Genomic DNA, 20,281 nt, shown 5'->3' with positions numbered 1-20,281 from the left:
CTTTAGCGTCATACATTCGCTGGTCTTGATTTTCTATATACATGATTGATAGTCAAAAACAGTAATTGCTATCCAAAAAACATAGCAAATAAATAGGTTAATACAAGTTGATAACACAAGAAGAATCGCAGTAAGTTAACGCTAGAAGGTCAAATTTAGCTTGGTCGGTTTACTCAATATGATGAAACTTTGATGGCTGGCAAGCCAGTGTACTCAGGTTGAGCATAGAATTAAGCAGCCCAAGAACTTGGGCTGCTGTGTAATATTTATGACTTACAGGCCTTTAAGCTTTAAGCACGCTGCCAAGCGAGATAGACCTTGTTTTTACCTGAGAATTTGGCCTTATAGAGCGCTTGATCTGCTTCTATGACCAGCTCACTCAGCGTGGTCGCTTGTTCGTGTAAAACAGCAATTCCTAAGCTAATCGTTAACTCCAATTTGATCTCATCAAACTGAAAAGGCTGTGATGCAACAGCGCTGCGGATCCGCTCAGACACTGCTGCAGCTTCTTCGCCGTTGGTATCAGGTAAAATAATAAGAAACTCTTCACCACCAATTCTGCCTAAAAGGTCTTGCTCCTTAAGCCAACGCTGAATACGCTTGGTCGTAGCTTGAATGGTGAGATCACCAATATGGTGGCCATATCGATCGTTGATACTTTTGAAGTTATCAATATCAAAAATGATGACTGAAACTAACTGCTGCTTCTTGATCGCTTTTTCGAGGATTCTATCACCTGCTACAAAGGTATACCCTCGATTGGCAATGCCTGTAAGGAAATCTGTTTGGGCACGACCCATAAACACTCTACGTGAATGTAACAGGAAGAAAATAGCAGCTAGCAGTACCACTGCGACTAAAAAATAGATACTAAGTATAAGTTCATTGATACGCTCTTTATCTGTTGCTGCTTTAAGACTCAACTCCTTGAGCTCGAGCTTATTAGCCAATAACACGTTTTCAAACTCAACCAATTTTGCATTGTGCTCCAGCGCTGCATCTATCACTTTGTTATTAATGATATTTTTATTATTCTCACGCTCTTCATCTATAATTTTTAACAGCGTATTGACTGAACTCAAGTAGTCATTGTTGTCGAATGCCAAAATCGCATCAGCGGTAAGCGCCATACTGGTCATATTGGCAGGGAAACGCTTATCTTGTTTAAAAATAGCCGCCATATTAGCCGCTTTTTCCACCTCACCTGTTCGCATATACGCTAGTGCTAAAAACAGATGACTGCTAGTCACAAAATAGCGTTCTTGGGTTGTATCTTTAAAGGCAACAGCTTGTTCGAGGTGAGAGACAGCAAGCGGGTAATCGAAAGTCCCCAGTGCCACTCGGCCAGCATTTAGGTAGGCAAAAAAGTAGAAATCTTTAAACTCAGGAGCTTGTTCCGCTAAGGTAAACTGCGCAGCAATATTAACTTTAGCATTATCCCAATCACCAGACTTAATCGCTGAGCTAATCATATTATGCTGCATGTTAAACATGTCTTCTTTGTCGTCTACAGTTTTCCAAGTTTCATAGGCTTTGTTAAAATTATCGTAGGCACGTTTATGTAAGCCGGCAGTACGATACAAACTACCAGTGGCATTATAGATAACCGCTTTTCTGTGTACATCTAGCTGCTCACCTTTATCAACAATCACCATCGCCTCATCGAGCAGCGCAATCCCTTCATTCACAGTTGTAGCTGTATAATAGCAATAAGCATTTTGGGTCAGAGTCTTAGCAAGCAACTCTTGGTTATCATGTTGCCGTGCATATTTAAGCGCCTTACGACGATCAATACAGTAAGCAGCGGGATCGTTAGTCTGTAGGTAGACAGCAAATGAGCGTTCTAAATAACTATCGATCAGTATGTCTGAAATAGGCAGAGATTCTACTTCAGCAATACCTTTATCATAACTTTCAATCGCTAACTCTAACTGACGCGTTTTTTCATAAGCTTGTCCATAGAGGAAGTACAAACGTGCACGCTCATATGCGGTTAGCTCATCTTTAGCTATGCCTGCATTATTAAGTGTGGCTAGTGCAGTTTCTGGAAAGCTATCTTTAAACTTTGTTTCTAACTGCAACAGCGTAGTATTCGCATGAGCAGAGGAAAAAAGCGCCATAAGAACAGAACATGTGATCGCTATAATTATTTTTTTATGCATTTTACAGCTCTTTAAACTTAACTCTTTTTGAGTAGTAAACAGCAGAGTAACACATGAAAACCAATTGTGTACTTGGTAACTTTATTTAGCACTTTCCAATATAAAATAATGACATAGTCAACACTATGATAAATATCTACCAATATACTGCGATAACACCAAAGCACTGGGTATTTACCATTTTACTAGTTATCCCAACTAGCTAACGAATGTTCTGCGGACAGACAGACAAGGTTAGCCCGCAAGCTAACCTTTTAACTGAAATGTGAGCAAGCTATCAAGCTTGCTCTAAAGCCTGCGCCACATCGGCAATAATATCGTCGATATGCTCAATGCCCACAGAGATCCGCACTAAGTCTTCCGATACCCCCGCCTTGGCAAGCTCGGCGGCATCTAACTGCCTATGGGTTGTTGAAGCCGGATGGCATGCGAGTGATTTAGCATCACCGATATTGACGAGCCTCAAGATCATTTTTAACCCATCAATAAACTGGCCGCCAGCCACTTTGCCGTCAGCAGCTTTAATACCAAAACTAATAATACCAGAAGCCTTACCGCCAGTAATTTTGTGGCAATTGTCATGAAAAGGGCTATTTGGCAGTGCCGCGTAATTGACCCAGCTCACTTTTGGGTGGGCCTCTAAATACTGCGCTAAAGCCAGCGCATTTTCACAATGGCGCTCCATTCTTAGCGCTAAAGTTTCTAGGCCTTGCAGTAATAAGAATGCACTTTGTGGTGCGAGTGCAGCACCAGTGTTTCTTAAAGGAACCACGCGGCAACGGCCAATAAATGCCGCAGGGCCGAAAGCTTGGGTATAGACCACCCCGTGGTAGGAAGCATCAGGCTCATTGAGTAGTGCAAAGCGTTTAGGCTGCGCAGCCCAATCAAAATTACCACTATCAACAATCGCTCCACCGATAGTCGTACCATGACCGCCTATATATTTGGTTAGTGAGTGAATCACGATATCTGCGCCATGTTCAAACGGCTTACACAACACTGGGGTTGCTACGGTATTATCGACAATTAGCGGAACGCCATGCTTATGAGCGATCTCAGCCAAGCGCTGTAGATCAACAATATTGCCGGCTGGATTACCAATAGATTCACAAAAAAGTGCTTTAGTTTTGTCATCTATCAGTGCATCTAATTGCTCAAAATCATCGAAAGCAGCCATACGTACATCCACTCCCTGTCTTGGCAGTGTATGGGCAAATAGATTGTAAGTGCCTCCATATAGCTGACTGGTACTGACAATATTGTCACCGACTTCAGTGAGCGCTTGGATTGCGTAAGTGATTGCCGCCATACCCGATGCTAATGCTAATGCAGCAATTCCCCCCTCTATGGCCGCAATGCGCTGCTCAAGCACATCGGTAGTGGGGTTCATGATCCGAGTATAGATATTACCCGGCACCTTAAGATCGAATAGATCCGCTCCGTGTTGGGTATCGTCAAAGGTATAAGAGGTGGTTTGATAGATAGGCACTGCGGCCGCCTTAGTGGTCGCTTCCGATTCGTAACCATGGTGCAATGCTAAAGATTCGAGTTTCATACCAGCTAATTCCTATTCCATTTGAATGAAATATGAACATATCATCCAGCCATCTGGAAGTCTAAACGTTTTTTTATTTTGAGTTAAGCTGATGCTATCAGTCTGCTGAGTGGAGCGTATTAGCCACAAGTTACTGTAACCATACTTGCCTGAAAATAACGCACTACAGTCTACCTGTGAGCTAGCTATTGCTAGCTCACACAGCAACCACATTATCAGTACTAGATTTTCTCTAACAGTTCTGGCTCAAACTGTTCTGCAGAAATAGTTAAACCAAGCGATGCTATCTTTTCATTTAACTGATTGAGATCTTTCTCGACAGTCGAAATGGTTAACGTGTTGTTATCTAAACTATAAACCTGCTTTAGGCTAGCAAAGTAAAAACTCAAAATAATAAATGCATTGGTATCATTGTTTTCAGCTGCCAGTTTAATTTTGGCTAATTTACGATAGATCTGGTTATGTAACTGCTTTAAGCGCCAAACGTAGTAAACCTCACGCATATAAGGTTTATTCTTCTGACTATTTAACACCGCACTGCAAACAGCTAAAGACAAAATGACACCTAATACATTCAAATGAAAGTTACCTGTCGAACCATCATCAGGCACTATTACTGTGCCAAAAAACTGAATAAGTAATGTTCCAAACACTAGCGCCAATATTGCCAAACTTGCAACAAATGTCGCGATAACAATATTAGTATTTTTTCGATATGACTGTTTATCAACGTGCATTATTTGCATTAGTGGCTCTCAAGATTAAGCAGATAGAAGAGCTGCTATTCTAGCATCTTAGCTACCAGTTAATACCCGTCTCACTTGAAAATGCTCGTTTCAGCGGTGTTGTGCTAGTTCAATTCTAGGCGCGTTAACGTGGAAATGGTTATTCCCTGTTAAGTTGCCGCAACAACGAAGTGGGCTTGCACAACCGCTTCTTCGATGGGCGTTTCTTATATAAAAAGCATGGGCGTTACTCTGTGTTATTGATTGTACCAAGGGAGCGACCATTAGCTGCAATCAATGCCTCGTCTACATGGATGTTGGTGCTTAGGTTCAGCATGGAGCAATGAACCTGTGACTAAAGCCCATTAAACTCCCACTGAATCCTGCATTTTCAGGTCGGATGGGGATAATATTCCAAAATCCACCTTGTCTCGGTAAAACATTTGTATTTACCCCACAATGTTGGCAAGTTAAGTTCTTGCTAAAATAAGTAGCAGTTAATCCTACTTATGTCACAACTTTTACCTAACGTTCACTTTGGCAGTAAAAACATCTAGACGTCTAAATTGACAGGCGGCTCTTGATCTCATATCCTCTCAACTATTGAGATGTACCATTCTGTGAGTTTATTCATTTAACCCACAGTTTGTTCCAGCTAGGAGGGCGATGGGAACAGTGGTTCGATGACTGATTTAATATAAGAGAGATAACATTGACAAATTCCAGCAATGCCCCAAAAGCTCAAACAAATGACGCAACAGCGCCATCGTTTCTAGCGCTAACTCCGCTTTTTCTTTTTCTAACACTGTTTATTGGTGCTGGAGTTTACTTTCAAAGCCAAGGTGTCGACTTTGCTTTTTACCAACTACCGAGTGTCGTTGCTATTCTGCCAGCGATTATTTTTGCGATATTAATCTCGAAGCAAAAACTAAATCAATCAATTGAGACATTTTTAGCTGGTATTGGTCATTCTAATATCATTGCAATGTGTATGATCTATCTGCTTGCAGGTGCATTTGCGGCCGTGGCAAAAGCGACTGGCGGTGTGGATGCTACTGTAGCATTAGGTTTATCGTTAGTACCTTCTAGCTTATTGCTGCCAGGTTTCTTTGTGATTGCGGCATTTATTGCAACTGCAATGGGTACCTCAATGGGCACTATCGCCGCAGTGGCGCCTATCGCACTAGGCGTAGCAAACGAAGCACAAATCGACTTGGCCATCATGGCGGGCGCGGTTATCTCTGGTGCACTTTTCGGTGACAACCTCTCTATTATTTCAGACACCACCATTGCTGCGACTCGAACTCAGGGCTGTGAAATGAAAGATAAGTTTAAAGAAAACCTTATCTTTGCTGTCCCGGCATCTATTATCACCTTGATTATCTTTACCTTAGTTGGCCAAGGGCAGGCTGACGTTGCAGCTCAAGAGATTGACTTCATTAAAGTCATCCCTTATTTAACGATTCTATTCTTAGCGGTTGCGGGTCTGAACGTATTTGTTGTGCTTACAGTGGGTATCTTATTAGCGGGGATTACTGGACTGTTAACGATGGACTACGGTGTCATTCAGTTCGGACAAGATATTTACGCTGGTTTTGGCAACATGCAGGAGATTTTCATTCTGTCTATGTTAGTCGGTGGTTTAGCTGCACTGATGCAACAACAAGGCGGACTCGCCTTTGTGAGTAAGCAGATAGAAAAGCTAATAGCACGTTTCTCTAAAGCCAAAGGCGAAGCTTCGTGCCGCGCATCAGAACTCGGCATGGCAGGTATTGTGGCAGCAACCAATACTTGTGTTGCTAACAACACAGTATCGATTGTAGTGACTGGCGATATTGCTAAAGATTTAGCGCAAAAACATGGCGTAACGCCAAAACGTGCGGCCAGTATTTTGGATATATTCTCATGTATTATCCAAGGCCTAATCCCATACGGCGCACAAGCACTATTGGTTGCATCAACCTTCAGCTTATCACCATTAGAAGTGGTTACTCACGCTTGGTACTGCATGATATTGGCGGTTGTTGCCGTGCTGATTGTGGTATTTCGTAAACGTGCTTAACTAAGTTTTATTGATAAAAAATGAGCATCGTTAATACGCTGCTCATTGTTTATCCCCCAAAGAACAAACAGTCATCTAGCTCTTTCAACGCCATCTCCAAACGCAATACTTCACATTAAAATATTCAGCAGCATTTTCTATAGCTTGTAAACCTATACATAACATAAGCCACCGTCACTGGGTTGTTAAGCCCTTAGGAATTACTGCTAATAACCTCATTGCGTTTATTTTGCTCTATTTTCAGAGTGTTCATTTCGGTAACAATAAGTGTATACATTATCCATTAAGTGTATCCTCGTACTCTTTGTAGACTTTATTTCGACTGTTTAAGATTAAGTTACGGAGTATAAAATGATAAGAAAGTTAGCGATGGTGCTCGCATCTGCAATGCTTGCAGCATGCAGCGCGACACCAACGGCCCCTGAAACGCCCAGCATTTCTATTGCAGATTACCAACGTGCAGAGAGTTTTTTACCAAAAAATGTACGTAAGAAGATCCGCAACCTAGCGGTTGAGCCTAACTGGATAAATAACAGTAGCAATTTCTGGTTCAGTGAGGTCGATCCCGAAGGCAATAATACTTATTACAAAGTTGAACCTGCCACGGCCAAAGTATCGCTATTGTTTGATCATCAACAGCTAAAAACGAGCGTAAAGCATGATGAGAGCACTAACTTCTATTTGAAGATTAACGCAATAGACGTCGATAATAACCAGCTGAGCATGCGATATGGTAAGCAGGACTATCAATGCAGCCTACTCACCAGTGTTTGTGATAAACCTGATAAGGCTGACACTCCGTCACAAGCAAGCTATTCATCTCCAGATGGTAACTATGCGTTAGGTGTTAAAGATTGGAATCTATTTTTGACTGATAATCGCAGCAACAGTATCAGTCAACTCACTTTTGATGGCACTGAAGGTTACCCTTATGCAGTACAAAACCAGAACCCAAAAGCCTATATCAATAAAGATCCTGCTAAGGTTAAACAGCGACTTAGTGTCTACTGGGCACCAGATAGTAAAACAGTTCTGACCCACAGAATGAATCGCGAAAAGGTCGGCAAGTTACACCTTATTCAGTCAAGTCATAACGAAGGCCTACGACCAAAACTTTATAGTTACTATTACCCACTCGCGGGTGATGAACACCTACCAACAGGTGATATCTACTCCGTTGATGTAGCTAGTAAGGAAGTCACCAAAGTCGTTGCACCAGAGTTGCAGCAAACCTATTACGGTGGTCCGCTGTGGGGCTGGTGGGAAGACAACAATCGTTTCTATTTCTTCGAGCAAGCCAGAGCCAAAAAACGCATAAGCTTTCATGAGTACAACCCTGAAAACCATCAGGTAAGACTCATTGTTGAAGAAAAATCCGATAAATTCCTTGATCCGTGGGCACAAGATGCTTGGGTGCTACCGGAGACAAATGAGGTCATTTGGCCAAGCCAACGCTCTGGTAAGCAACAGTATTACTTGTATGATTTAGCAAGCGGAAAGCTCAAAAACAAAATCACCCAGTGTGACTGTTTTGTCAGAACTTACCGCGCATTGGATAAGAAAACCCGCACACTATATTACGAAGCATCAGGTGGATTTGATGATCGCGACCCTTACCTGCGCCACCTTTATAAAGTAAATTTAGACGGAACAGGCCATCAATTACTTACTCCTGAAGCACTAGAGCACAGCGCTCGCATTGCGCCTGATTTCAGTTATTTTGTCGACATATCTTCTACTGTACAATCAGTGCCGACAACTAAAGTGCGTAGCACAATCGACGGCAAAGTGGTGATGACCGTTGGCAATCCTGACGTCAGTGAACTGATGGCCATTGGTTGGCGTGCACCAGAACCCTTTGAAGTGCTCGCCAATGACAACAAAACTAAACTCTATGGCTTAATGTATAAACCCAGCAACTTTGATGCAAGCAAACAATATCCGGTAATTGATGCGACCTATACTGGACCACATAACTTTTTCACACCCAAATCTTTTTGGAGCTATTTCCAACAAGCACAATCCCTTGCTGAACTTGGATTTGTGGTTATTAAAATGGATGGACGTGGCACCAGCAAGCGAAATAGAGATTTCCATTTAGTTGCTTACGAGAATTTAGCCGCTGGTGTCGATGACCACGTCCAAGCCATCAAAGATCTTGCTAGAAAGCACAGCTACTTAGATGTTAGCCGAGTCGGTATTTACGGTTTTTCAGCTGGAGGTTACGACACTGCTCAAGCGATGTTTAGGCATGCTGACTTCTTTAAGGTAGGCGTAGCGGCATCAGGCAACCATGACTTTAGAGTTGATAAAACCGGCTGGAACGAGATTTGGCTAGGCTACCCGGTGGCAAAACACTGGGATGAGCAAACCAATCTAAACATGGATAGCATAGCTAAGCTTAAAGGTAAGCTGTTACTGGCCCATGGTGAGTTAGACGAAAACGTTAACCCTGCTGCAACTATGCAGTTGGTGGATAAACTCATCAAAGCCAATAAGGATTTTGACTTGATGATCTATCCAAACCGCGATCATTTCCTTAATGATAGCGATTACTTTGTACGTAAACGCTGGGACTATTTTGTCGAACACTTGCTCGGTGCTAAGCCAGTCAAAGAGTATCAGTTTGAGCAAAACTAACCCATCATAGCAAGTAAACTCTTCTCAAGGGCAAAAGAGGCTGTTAACCCTCATTTGCCCTTTTTTAACAGCCCTATGGCCTCTACGAACAAACTAATGATACTGAACCAATTAATTGTTACTGTCATAAACCGCCCAAAAAACACACAGCAAAGTAACATAAAGCACAGCTAACAAACCAGCCAACAACAAGTACACCACCAAGAAACATACAATTACCCATTGATTTTAACGCTTTAATTTTTTAATTGAAGGTAGATCACATTAAAAGAGGTAATGACTTCTCGATATATTAGCTTTCAGTAAAATTAGCCTAATTACAAATATGCTCAACTCTATTTCAAAAGAGCCTAGTGCTGATTCAGGAGCAACTAACATTGCTATTATTCAACCAAACTGTTCGCTTGCAGGTTGACGATGTTGTTATTCAATATCATATATTTGATGCTGCTCAACCACTGATGATCACCTTCCCACCTGGTAGTGAAGCATTCTCTGATTCAGATTTGATTGAAAATAAAGCACCTTGGGGATATGATTTCTTTGCAAAACGACGGATGAATGTCATTTCATTTAACCATATAGGCAAAGGCAACTATTTCACTTCCAATGAGCTTGTAATATTTACCAAAAAACTGGGCAAACATTTGGATTGTTTCTGCGAACGCATCGGTTATGGTGTCAGTCGAGGCGGCTTTGCCACATCGATGTTTTCTAAGAATTTACGCCTAGATCGTGCCTTGCTGCTGATGCCTATTAGCACTTACGATATATCTATTGCCTCTTGGGATCCAAAAGTTAGAGAAGCAGCTCAGTATCTTAATGCATCTCCAGACTCTGCAGACTGTGACATCCCATTAACCATTATTTATGATCCACTCTATAAACCTGACTCAATGCATATGAAGCGTTTCCAAAGTTGCAGAGTTCGCTTTCGGCTACCCGGTGTTGGTCATCGTATACCACGCGCTTTGCTGCAGTTGGGTATATTAAAATCTACAATTTTACAATATCGACAACAACAGATTGATCCAGCTAGCTTCTTTCTGAAAATAAGGAAACGCAGGACACTTTCCTTCTTTTATCGAGGCCTTCAATCCTGTAATAAAACATCGAAACTTTCGCTTCGCTCTCGGGTCATATTTTTTCACAGAATTCGGTACCATATAAATCACCTAGATATCGATCCTAAAAAAGTACATCAGCAACTATCTGACAGTATTCGAAAGCGCTGTTTTTACACTACTGAGTGCATGCTCGATCATGGTTACAAAAACTTTGCTGGGATCTCTGCCTTGGTTCTATGCTGAAAATCATACATTTTTGTATCTTAGTCACGATCAAGCCCCTAACGTTTTCCAAACCAACTCTTTTGTAGAGAGTTGCCGAAAGAAATCAAATTCTTGTACAAAGTAAGATCTTCAGGCAGGTTATAAGCGAGTTCAACACTTGGCGTCTCCACACTGCAGTAGTGACGCTATTTCTTCATGCAAGCGTAATGTTAAACTGCAAATTGTTGCCTAGAGTCGATCTCCTCAACACAACCTGCACTTTCAAGTAGCTTGGGTATATACTAGCCACTCGTAATAAATGGAGAACTTGATGGAAGATAGAATAAAGTATCAATCGATGCAGTATGATCTGCACCGGTTAGTCGTACTGACTATTTTCTTTGGTGCACTCATCGCCGCTACGGGTGTTTCCATCTCAGTTTGGGCCGAATACCAAGTTATCGGTGATACTGTTTTCAATCGTCGTTCTGATTTTTTAGGTGACTATAATAACGCTAAATTTGCCTTTGTATTTAATATCGCGTTAATGATCACAGGGATCTGTATCATGCTGGCGATGTTCGGCTTATACCTGCTAAAACAAGGCTTTTTTAGTCATTATCTTTCATTCGTCGGTGGTTGGGTCGGCATGTGTGTGTTACTGATGGGCGTGTTTCCCATCAACTATCTAGAGATGCATCGCTTAGTATCGACCTGCTTTTTGCTCGGCACTGTATTGATGTATTTTTTATGTATAACCGACAGATTCAGTCAACATACTATCTGCAAAGGACCCATTTTCACCTTAAGTATTCTGGGTTTTATTGCTGCAACAGCATTAGTGGTACAACTCGATTGGAATACCCTCGACTTTAGCCCCTGTGAACACCCAGAAAACGCTCCATGCTGGGTCGCTATCACTATGTGGCTACAAACCAATATCGTTCTGCTTTGGTGCTTGTCCTTTGCCTGGACAGTGAGAAGAATCGCGATAAAGAACTATCTAGAACTATCACAGCGCTACCTTGCTGGGGAGCAATAACGCTTACCATGAGACTCGCAAAGTACCTCGCTATCACAGGATGCTGTTCGCGACGCGCCGCAACCCGTTTAATCCGTGATGGGCGAGTCATGTTCAATGATCGCCTCGCCAACCATGTCGATAGCGTCACCCTAATCGATACGCCTGACGGCCAAGACTGCCTAGAGAAAATTGTTGTCAATGGTGAGTTAATCCAAACCGTTGAGGCTAAAGAATACTGGATATTTAATAAGGCAGTAGGCACCGATAGTCGCTTGTTAGCCGAACTACCCAATAGCCTGCTGCACCTGTTGCCCAAATCGCCTCGACTCTACCCTGTAGGTCGGCTCGATAAAGACTCACACGGTTTACTTATACTCACCAATGATGGTGAACTTACCCATCAATTAATGCACCCAAATTTTGGCCACAGCAAGACTTACCATGTGCAAGTTGACCGGCCGTTTGATGAACTGTTTTTGGCAAATATGGCTGCGGGCGTGAGTTATAAGGATGTCACTACGTTGCCATGTGTGATTAGTCGTTTAGGGACAGATAAGTATGAAATCACCTTAACCCAAGGGCTGAACCGACAAATTCGCCGTATGTCTCAAGCGCTTGGTTACAAAGTTATTGACCTTAAAAGAGTATCGATTCAAGCTTTAACGTTAGCACACTTAGCCGAAGGAGAGATGCGCCCTTTAAGCCCTGTTGAGCTGGCAAAGTTACAACTTTCATTAGCAACTTCCTAACCTTATCCAAAATGCTGGCAACTTCAAACTAGAACCCTAAAAGTGTCCACTACAGGACAGAGCTTTATCATCTAAAATGGCATACTACCGCGGTCTTAAATATTGTGCATGAGCATACTCAAGTGCAATAGAGTAAATGCGTTTAGCGAGTAGAGAAAAGAATGATATTTTCAAGATTTAGCATGATGAAGGACTCACATCATGAAATACCTTTCAAGGAGCTAGAAAGACATAGCAACAATACTGATTTAAATGGGTTTCCACAGAGAAAGCCTATTATTATGCGGGAGAGATATGATGCTTAAAAACTTACTAGCACTTGCTCTGCTGTTTATATCACAACCAACAATAGCTGATAGTCCTACAGGGCATGAAACCTACTACTGTCAAGACCTAAAACAAGATATAACAAGCAACCTCGCAAATAATCCCGAATGGAAAATACGCAGTAGCATCTACAGCTGGCAGGAGCATAATGGTGATATGCCAAAGCTTGACATTTCATTACTCAATTTTGTTTATGCACAATGTGAACAGCTGCGAAATTCGGCTAGATCAGTTAATGATATTGTTTTCGATATCCTAGATCAAGCAGCTTATTCAAACACGACTCAACTACTCACAAATCATCAAGAATAATGATTCCTGTATAGCCACCTTTTAGTTCGTGGCTTTACAATTCATTGATTAATCATCAATCTCGGATCGCGTAAACTCAAATCCACGTTATCGAGCTTACGCCCAAGTCCCGTTAAATCAACTAGGTAAATGCAACTGCGTTTAATTTGTAATAACTGCTCTTTTTCCAGCTGTTTAATAACTTCATTAACTCGCTGACGAGCAATACCGGTTATTTGGCTGATTTGCTGTTGAGATATCGACACTTTAGGTGTCTCACCACGTAGTAAAGGAATATGAGCTGCAAGCTCCAAAAGTAAATACACTACCCGCTTTAACTTATTCTCACTCATCATCAATTGCGACTGCAGCCACTTAGTTTTAGACTCCAGCGACAACGAATGAAACCACTTATAGATCTCAATATTCTCTTGAGCAAGACGGTGTAGATCGAAATTACTGAAATGGATAAGAGTTACCTCATCAATTCCGGTAATAAAAAATGGCGTATAAGACGAGTTACGGCTGTCATAGTTGCCAAACCAATCCCCTTTGCCCATCACGATATTGTTGACGGTTTTAAGGTTCGGGGTTTGCAAGCAAATTGCTACGGTGCCCTGTACGACAAAGCTGGCGCCTTGATGCGCAATCGTCGCACCGTCCATCTCACTCGCTTTCAATTGCGTTTTAAGCTGGGCAATCGATAACAACTTTTCAGTCAAACCCGCTGAAAGTTCTGTATTCCAGTGGAGTGCCTTTAGCAGCGTAGAGTCAATCAAATTAATACCTTAAAAAGATGAGTTGCCAATGAATTACTCACCCTATTATGGCATATAGAGACAAGCAGGATGCAGGTACTAGATATAAGAAAACCGCCCACAGTGAACGGTCAGGCCAATAATAGCCTCAATGTTGATTTATCGTTTCAGACCAGCTGTAAGCTACAGCCTATCAGCAAACTTTTTGCATTTATGTAGCGGCAACAACCATGCTTTATTTTTCTCTTTGACAAAAGCTTTGATGTAATCAGCACTAATTTTATCTCGACCAATTTCATCAGCCTTAATTTTCAGCCCCAGCGCTTTGAGCTTATAGCCCTGAGTATCTTTCAATTTGAGTGCACAAACCTCGTATTTAGCTGCAAATGAAGCCGCTACTTTTTCATCAAAACTGGCTGCACTATTAAATGCCAGTATGCTCAGTATTAGGATTAAAAACCGTTTCACTCTTTCACCTGTTAAGACTTAACAATCAGCTACGGGCTAGGCTGCGCAGCTGAGCGTATTTTAGATACCGCACAGAGTACGGTTTTCTCCATTAAATGAATGTCCGCTATCGGACAAACCTATAGCGATTACGGTTTATTTTGTCTGGTATTATGCCGCTCGGCACCATTGGTTCCAATGGCCTGCGGCTAGCGCATGAGCATGAGCAGATAAATCCGAGGCCCGCTAAAAGTTTAGCCATATAAGCTCACCGCCTTCCATGCTTTCAAAGTATCTTTTTATCTATCAGGAATCATCAAGCAAAAGTGGTTCCAATGACCTGCGGTCGGCGCATGTGCAGATACGACCGTGACGCGCAGCAAGTCCGTCCATGGAAGCTCGCCATGACATCCATGTCATGGAAGGTCACAGCCGTATCTACACTGAGTTAAAAAAGCGCGAACTTGCTGCATTTGAGTTTTCAGCTTTACGCTAAAAATTAACGGCGCTCTCAGTTAGCACTGGAGTAAAGGTAAAAAGCTTAGCTCGCAGAAGCTAATCTCCCCCGTTGGAAATTTCGCTTTTTAAATTTCGCCGGGGCGCTGAGGGTTCGCTAAGGGGGGCAAGCGCTTTCCCCCTTGGCTCGGGTGTGGGCGAAGCGCCACGACTTTCCTCGGGCGTAAGTTCGTATTTTTAGTCATTGATAAAATTAAGATTTCACTTTAGTGTACTGTTCACAACATCCAATAAACACTCAGAATATGTACATTATTGAATTCCTGATGATTCATAAATTATTCGGGCCCGCCGCTCAGTTAGCTGTTGGGCTACTTGCTTTTATCGGAGTAATACTGATACAGATTTTTCTTCATGGAAGGGCAAAAACTGAAATGAGAGCCCGCTTTGAGCAATTAGATATGCAGCATCAACATGAACGACGTGTTAGCGGTAGAAAAGAAAAACTCAGTAACCTCGGGCCAATGTTTAACCTCTTATTTGAATTACGGCAATTTCATTCCGAATTATATAAAACTGAAATTGAACCGAATCAAAGAAAAGGGTTATCTGAAGCAGAAATTATTGAACAAATAGAAAGTATTAAAAAGAGTCTATCGGAAAAATCCGAAAATCAAATGCGCCTTAATATGCTTATCCATATTTATACTCCAGAGTTAAAAGATAAACTTCTCAAGTACGAAGAAGCCTCCTCAAATATCTCAATTACATGTTGGTCATATACATCAGGTTCCAACCAAGAACTAAACAACGCATTTTATGACTTAGAAACAAGAATCACTAACCTCATACAATCAATAAATGAGCTTCAAAACTCTCTAGTGAAATGTAGTCAAAATAACGAAAGCTAGATTCAAACAAAAAAGCCGAAACACTTTCATGTTTCGGCTTTCGCATCAAAAGGCTAATTAATCATAATCAATATGATTAGTGCACAATTTCCATCTCTTCAAGCAAGTTATCTGCATGATCTAAGTACTTCATCACCCAAAGCATATAACGGCTATCAACTTGAATTGAACGGTTAGTATCAGGATCGTAACCCCAATCACCAATGATACTCTCGTATACACCGTCAAATAGCAGACCGACTAACTCAGCACGGCCATTCAAGGTTGGTGAACCTGAGTTACCACCTGTAGTGTCCAGCGTCGATAGGAAGTTAACGGGTACAGAATCTAGCGACTTAACATAGTAATCGCCGTACTGCTTGTTAGCGATTAGCTCAAGTTGCTTCTTAGGCGCATCGAATGGGTCAACACCAGTGTCTTTTGCTAGGATACCTTCAAGACGAGTAAATGGCACTGCTTGCAGACCATCTTCAGGTGAGTAGCCTTTCACATTGCCCACTGTGACTCGTAGGCTAGAGTTTGCATCAGCATACACTGGCTTTCCTTGCTCTTGGTTATAAGCAATGATGGCGTCCATATATTGTGGACGTACTTTCATTAAATCACCCGCCAACTGCTTTTCAGCCTGCTCGCGTTGCATACGCTCTGCATATGTCGCGACTGCATATTGAATGAATGGATCTTTAGACTTTTTAAAGTCAGCAACTGACTTATCCATCCATGCCAAACGCGTGTCTTTATCTGACAGTTTAGTGTTGGCATACATCTTATCTAGCGTTTTATTAAACTTAGCCATATCGAACTTGTTACCAATACCAAAGGCTTTATCAAACGCAGGTAAGCGCTGATCTTTTGGTAGTGCGGCATAACGGCTAATTAGATCGGCAAGTATTGCTTTATCAACACTAGCAGCATAACGGCGCTCAATACGCTCCATACCAGAGGTAAAGCGAGTCATATCACGGTCTTGATAACCTGGTTCACGCTGCATATCTGGTAACGTTTTTTCATTCGCTAAGCGATACAAACGATTAGCTGTGCTCATCATAGTGCTGTAACCCATATAGCCCAGCAGCAAATCACGTTCTTGACCTTGTTGACCTTTAGCAATTAGCTTGTCCAATTGTGCCAATACTTCGCCGTATTTAGCTTGGCGTTTCTTGTCGGCTTTAATCCAATTCGCTAAGTCCTGCTCCAGTCCTTTACGGTCATCAAGCATGGTTGATTTACCGTAGAACTCAATCATCGAGGTGAAGTTTTTAGCGTAGTTAGCTAGACCGGCAATCGCGCTTTCATACTTAATGCGCTCATCGCTGCCCTCTGGTGCAGTTTCTTTGATAATCTCAATAATGCGCTCACGGAGAACTTTACCCTCTGGATAAGCCCACTCAAACTGGTTTTCGACTTCATTCGCGGTGCGGTAACGATTCGTACGGCCAGGGTAACCCGCTACCATGACAAAATCGCCATCACTAACGCCTTTAGCTGATACTTTTAAAAAGCTTTTTGGCTCGTAAGGCACGTTGTCTTTGCTGAAATCAGCTGGCTTACCATCTTTGCCGACATAGGCACGATAAAAAGAGTAATCGCCAGTATGACGTGGCCACATCCAGTTATCGATATCACCACCATATTTTCCCACACTCGCGGCAGGGTTGTACGTTAAGCGTACGTCACGAATTTCCATTTGCTTGACTAAGTAATACTCAAGACCACCATGGAAACTGTAAACCTGACAGCGGTAGCCATCTTCTTTTTCACACTCAGCTACTAGCGCTTTTTCTTTTTGCTCTATGCCTTTATAGAAGTCGTTACCCACTTTGCTCATTTGGCCTGACTTCACATCGTCGGTCACATTAGTGACGGCTTCGGTAACATAGATACGAGAACCCGGCGTAGCAGGCAACTCTTCAGCAAAGCTTTTAGCTAAAAAGCCATCTTTAAGTAAATTTTTCTCTGGCGTTGAGTTGTACTGAATTGAACCATAAGCACAATGATGGTTTGTTACCACTAGGCCTTTTGGTGAAACAAATGACGCTGTACAGCCGCCAAGGCTGATCACGGCATTCATTGGAAATTCGGTTAGTTTTGAAATCGAGTTAACATCGATCTCTAACCCTTTTACCTTCAGTTCGTCTGCCATTGCAGGTAACTGATAAGGCTGCCACATACCTTCATCAGCAGTAGCTCCAAAAGAGGTCGCCATTGCCGCAGCTGTCAAAAGCCATTTTTTCATGTTGTTAAGTCCATTTTTATTTTTAGGATTATTATTTTCTGCTAACTGCCATATACAACTTTGGTCAGTTTTAGATATAAAAAAAGCCGAGCTCAATATTTATATTGTTGCTCGACTTTATCACAAGATGTTAGCTAATAAACAGACTCCAGTTGTATCATCTGTAAAGCTAACGTTGCATTGCTACTTTATCTATAGAGCAACCCACAACTGCGCGGCAATAATGCCTGCGCCCAACACACCAGCAACACTGAGTGCAGCGCTACCGCCACTCACTTGATAGCCGCCCAAGTTTTGCTTACGCTGGCCAAGAGCCATAGCAATTGGCAAGAAGATAATCATCACAACCAGTGGAATCGCCGCGAAACCGAGTACTTGGAAAAAACCATCAGGGTAGTAAAGCGCACATAAAAGTGGCGGTATAAAGGTCAATAACCAAGTTTGCGCACGGCCTAAGGCGTTGTCTTTAGCACGAGTAAGCTCAGCCACGTAATCAAACAAACTCATGGTCACACCGAGGAACGACGTGACCAATGCAAGGTTTGCAAACAGATCAATAAACTGCTGCAAAATAGCAGAGTCAGCCACGCCCTGCAGTGCTGTTACCAATAGCGGTAATGAGCCTTCAAAGCCATAAACAGTCTTACCGCCTAATGTACCAAGCGTCACCATTAGCCATAGGATATAACACACCAACGGAATGGTTGAACCAATAATAAGTACCTTACGTAGTGAGATGGCGTCGCCATCTAAGTAACGCACAATAGTCGCGATACAGACATGGAAGCCGAAAGAGGTAAACACAATAGGAATAGCGGCTAACCATAGATTAGTTAAATCACTACCTGCAACGATGCCTGCGGTTGAGTTGTTCATCAGCAGATTCATATCCACTTCTGGTAGCAGATAGGCTACAACAATAACCAATAGTGCAATCATCGAAGTAAATAGCACCCGGGATACTTTATCAATCCAACGTACACCGACTGCAATAAAACCACCAAAAATAGCAGTAAACAACAGTACCGCGAGCTGGTTGTCCATCTTCATACCGACCAGTTCCATCTTAGATTCAAGCAGCGACGAGCCGCCCATCAGATAGACCATGGTTAATGCGAATAGCAAGCTTAAAAATGAGCCACCTTGAATAAGTTGCCCCACCTTACCTAGTGTTTTACCGGTAATCGCATGCACGTTTAGGCCAACACCTGCACGCAGGTTAATTTCAAGCATCAATAAAGAGGTGTAGATAGATACGCCCCAAATCACAACCAGTAAAAGTAGTGCAGGGATAGTACCGAGTGATGCGGTAGCAAGTGGCAATGCCAACATACCACCACCAATTGCTGTTCCAGCTACAATGGCGATAGAGCCAAGTATTTTTGAATTCACAAAATTGTCCTGTTAGATTTTATAATTTATTTTTGGTAGGTCAGATTTAGAACGACTTTGAGGGAGAGATATTTTCGCAAGTTAACAATACTATTAACAGCCCCCAATCGAATCTGGTCACCATCGACCTTACGATTCCAATTGGCCCCAACGGCTTAGTTAAATAATACGGATATTCACCTTATCAACTTCGCCACTGAGGCTTGGTAAATCGCGGGCAATATCGATAAGATTGTTTCATTACGACTCTTTCTCTAAAAAATGACTGTTAGCGACATTAACAGCTACTCACCGCCTCGGCAAGCCATCTGCATAGCATAAAATCAACTTAATACTTATCGACAATAAGGCTGTAAAGCCTTAGTAACACTTAGTTTACGTTTCACTGTTTTAGTTCAAAAATGAGGCATCGACAGCCTTTTTAGCATTGAACTTAGCTGCATTATCACTATAATGCTCAGCTCTGCTTCAGGGGAGTAGCTATCAATCAATGTATTCGCTTTACATTGGTTGAGTAAGTATCAACATAATTGGCCATACGCCATGGTACTTACAGTCGGTGTCATTTTGATTGCCATCGACCCAGCAAGACCTGAGCACAATGCCACTCATTTTAGGGAGGGGTGTATTGTGCTTGGATTTTTGCCTCCCTAATATAGGAATACCATTGGAAGCTCTTCTCGCCTCAACCTTTACCGTTGCTATTGCCGAAATTGGTGATAAAACACAGTTATTAGCGCTCATTCTCGCCGCCAGATTTAAAAACAAAACAGCCATTATTCTGGGTATTTTTCTGTCAACACTCGCCAACCACTTTGCCGCAGCTTGGCTTGGTCAGTGGGCTATCGGTTATATCAGTCCCGAGATTGGTCGCTACTTAGTCGCAGGGTCATTCTTTGCCATTGCACTTTGGGTGCTTGTGCCAGATAAAGTCGATGAAGAGGAGAGCCGTTTTTATTCAATGGGACCTTTCTTAGCAACCTTTATACTATTTTTCATTGCTGAAATGGGCGATAAGACACAGATAGCTACCGTCGTGCTTTCAGCCAAATACGATGCATTAGCAATGGTAGTGATGGGGACAACGCTGGGTATGTTAATCGCCAACGTCCCCGTGGTGATTGCAGGGCACTTCAGTGCAGAGAAACTACCCATGCACTGGATCCATCGAGGCTGTGCAGTACTTTTTGCTTTGTTAGGTGTGGTGACTTTGATGTTTTAGCATCGGTTCTAGCTGAGCCAGATCATGCCGAAATGATTTAGATACGAGTAAAA

15 protein-coding genes are annotated in these 20,281 nt (G+C 42.3%); 8 read left to right on the top strand and 7 right to left on the bottom strand.

Features of this window, described 5'->3' with window-relative positions; translation table 11 throughout:
• Window positions 1-290 precede the first annotated feature (290 nt).
• From L2730_RS00600 to L2730_RS00590, 3 genes are all read right to left on the bottom strand, one after another.
• Entirely contained in the window at window positions 291-2,162 is a 1,872-nt protein-coding gene (locus L2730_RS00600; protein WP_248972812.1) for a GGDEF domain-containing protein, read from the bottom strand.
• Window positions 2,163-2,439: 277 nt separating this feature from the next.
• Window positions 2,440-3,717: an O-acetylhomoserine aminocarboxypropyltransferase/cysteine synthase family protein gene (locus tag L2730_RS00595; RefSeq protein WP_248972811.1), complete on the bottom strand. Its 1,278-nt coding sequence runs from the start codon at window positions 3,715-3,717 to the stop codon at window positions 2,440-2,442.
• 221 nt (window positions 3,718-3,938) lie between these two features.
• Entirely contained in the window at window positions 3,939-4,463 is a 525-nt protein-coding gene (locus L2730_RS00590; protein WP_248972810.1) for a DUF3087 domain-containing protein, read from the bottom strand.
• Between the two features lie 691 nt (window positions 4,464-5,154).
• Between L2730_RS00590 and L2730_RS00585 the strand changes: the two genes are divergently transcribed.
• The 6 genes from L2730_RS00585 to L2730_RS00560 all read left to right on the top strand — a co-directional run bounded on the left by L2730_RS00585 (window position 5,155) and on the right by L2730_RS00560 (window position 12,827).
• Entirely contained in the window at window positions 5,155-6,504 is a 1,350-nt protein-coding gene (locus L2730_RS00585; protein ID WP_248972809.1) for a Na+/H+ antiporter NhaC family protein, read from the top strand.
• 351 nt (window positions 6,505-6,855) lie between these two features.
• Window positions 6,856-9,144, top strand: coding sequence for a S9 family peptidase (locus L2730_RS00580; protein WP_248972808.1), 2,289 nt, complete (start codon window positions 6,856-6,858; stop codon window positions 9,142-9,144).
• A 353-nt stretch (window positions 9,145-9,497) separates the two neighbouring features.
• Window positions 9,498-10,454, top strand: coding sequence for a hypothetical protein (locus L2730_RS00575; RefSeq protein WP_248972807.1), 957 nt, complete (start codon window positions 9,498-9,500; stop codon window positions 10,452-10,454).
• A gap of 292 nt (window positions 10,455-10,746) precedes the next feature.
• Window positions 10,747-11,457: a DUF998 domain-containing protein gene (locus L2730_RS00570; protein ID WP_248972806.1), complete on the top strand. Its 711-nt coding sequence runs from the start codon at window positions 10,747-10,749 to the stop codon at window positions 11,455-11,457.
• 8 nt (window positions 11,458-11,465) lie between these two features.
• Window positions 11,466-12,188, top strand: a complete 723-nt coding sequence (locus L2730_RS00565; RefSeq protein ID WP_248972805.1) for an RNA pseudouridine synthase — start codon at window positions 11,466-11,468, stop codon at window positions 12,186-12,188.
• Between the two features lie 294 nt (window positions 12,189-12,482).
• Window positions 12,483-12,827: a hypothetical protein gene (locus L2730_RS00560; protein WP_248972804.1), complete on the top strand. Its 345-nt coding sequence runs from the start codon at window positions 12,483-12,485 to the stop codon at window positions 12,825-12,827.
• A 41-nt stretch (window positions 12,828-12,868) separates the two neighbouring features.
• Here L2730_RS00560 and L2730_RS00555 read toward each other — a convergent pair whose 3' ends face one another.
• Window positions 12,869-13,585 carry a Crp/Fnr family transcriptional regulator gene (locus L2730_RS00555; protein ID WP_248972803.1) on the bottom strand — a complete coding sequence of 239 codons (717 nt, stop codon included), beginning with the start codon at window positions 13,583-13,585 and terminating at the stop codon, window positions 12,869-12,871.
• A gap of 162 nt (window positions 13,586-13,747) precedes the next feature.
• Window positions 13,748-14,032, bottom strand: coding sequence for a hypothetical protein (locus L2730_RS00550; RefSeq protein ID WP_248972802.1), 285 nt, complete (start codon window positions 14,030-14,032; stop codon window positions 13,748-13,750).
• Window positions 14,033-14,793: 761 nt separating this feature from the next.
• Here L2730_RS00550 and L2730_RS00545 point away from each other — a divergent pair.
• Window positions 14,794-15,378 (top strand): hypothetical protein, encoded by a 585-nt coding sequence (locus L2730_RS00545; protein ID WP_248972801.1) that lies wholly within the window; start codon window positions 14,794-14,796, stop codon window positions 15,376-15,378.
• Window positions 15,379-15,454: 76 nt separating this feature from the next.
• On the opposite strand, the gene L2730_RS00540 is transcribed toward L2730_RS00545, so the two are convergent.
• Window positions 15,455-17,614, bottom strand: coding sequence for a S46 family peptidase (locus L2730_RS00540; protein WP_248972800.1), 2,160 nt, complete (start codon window positions 17,612-17,614; stop codon window positions 15,455-15,457).
• Between the two features lie 192 nt (window positions 17,615-17,806).
• Window positions 17,807-19,006 carry an amino acid permease gene (locus L2730_RS00535; protein WP_248972799.1) on the bottom strand — a complete coding sequence of 400 codons (1,200 nt, stop codon included), beginning with the start codon at window positions 19,004-19,006 and terminating at the stop codon, window positions 17,807-17,809.
• 667 nt (window positions 19,007-19,673) lie between these two features.
• On the opposite strand from L2730_RS00535, the gene L2730_RS00530 reads away from it, so the two are divergent.
• Window positions 19,674-20,228, top strand: coding sequence for a TMEM165/GDT1 family protein (locus tag L2730_RS00530; RefSeq protein ID WP_248972798.1), 555 nt, complete (start codon window positions 19,674-19,676; stop codon window positions 20,226-20,228).
• Window positions 20,229-20,281 lie beyond the last annotated feature (53 nt).

Origin of the sequence: Shewanella kaireitica (genome assembly GCF_023284045.1) — a bacterium.
Lineage (GTDB): Bacteria > Pseudomonadota > Gammaproteobacteria > Enterobacterales > Shewanellaceae > Shewanella > Shewanella kaireitica.
The sequence above is the reverse complement of the archived record's forward strand: the minus strand, read 5'-3'. Positions and strand labels throughout refer to the sequence as shown.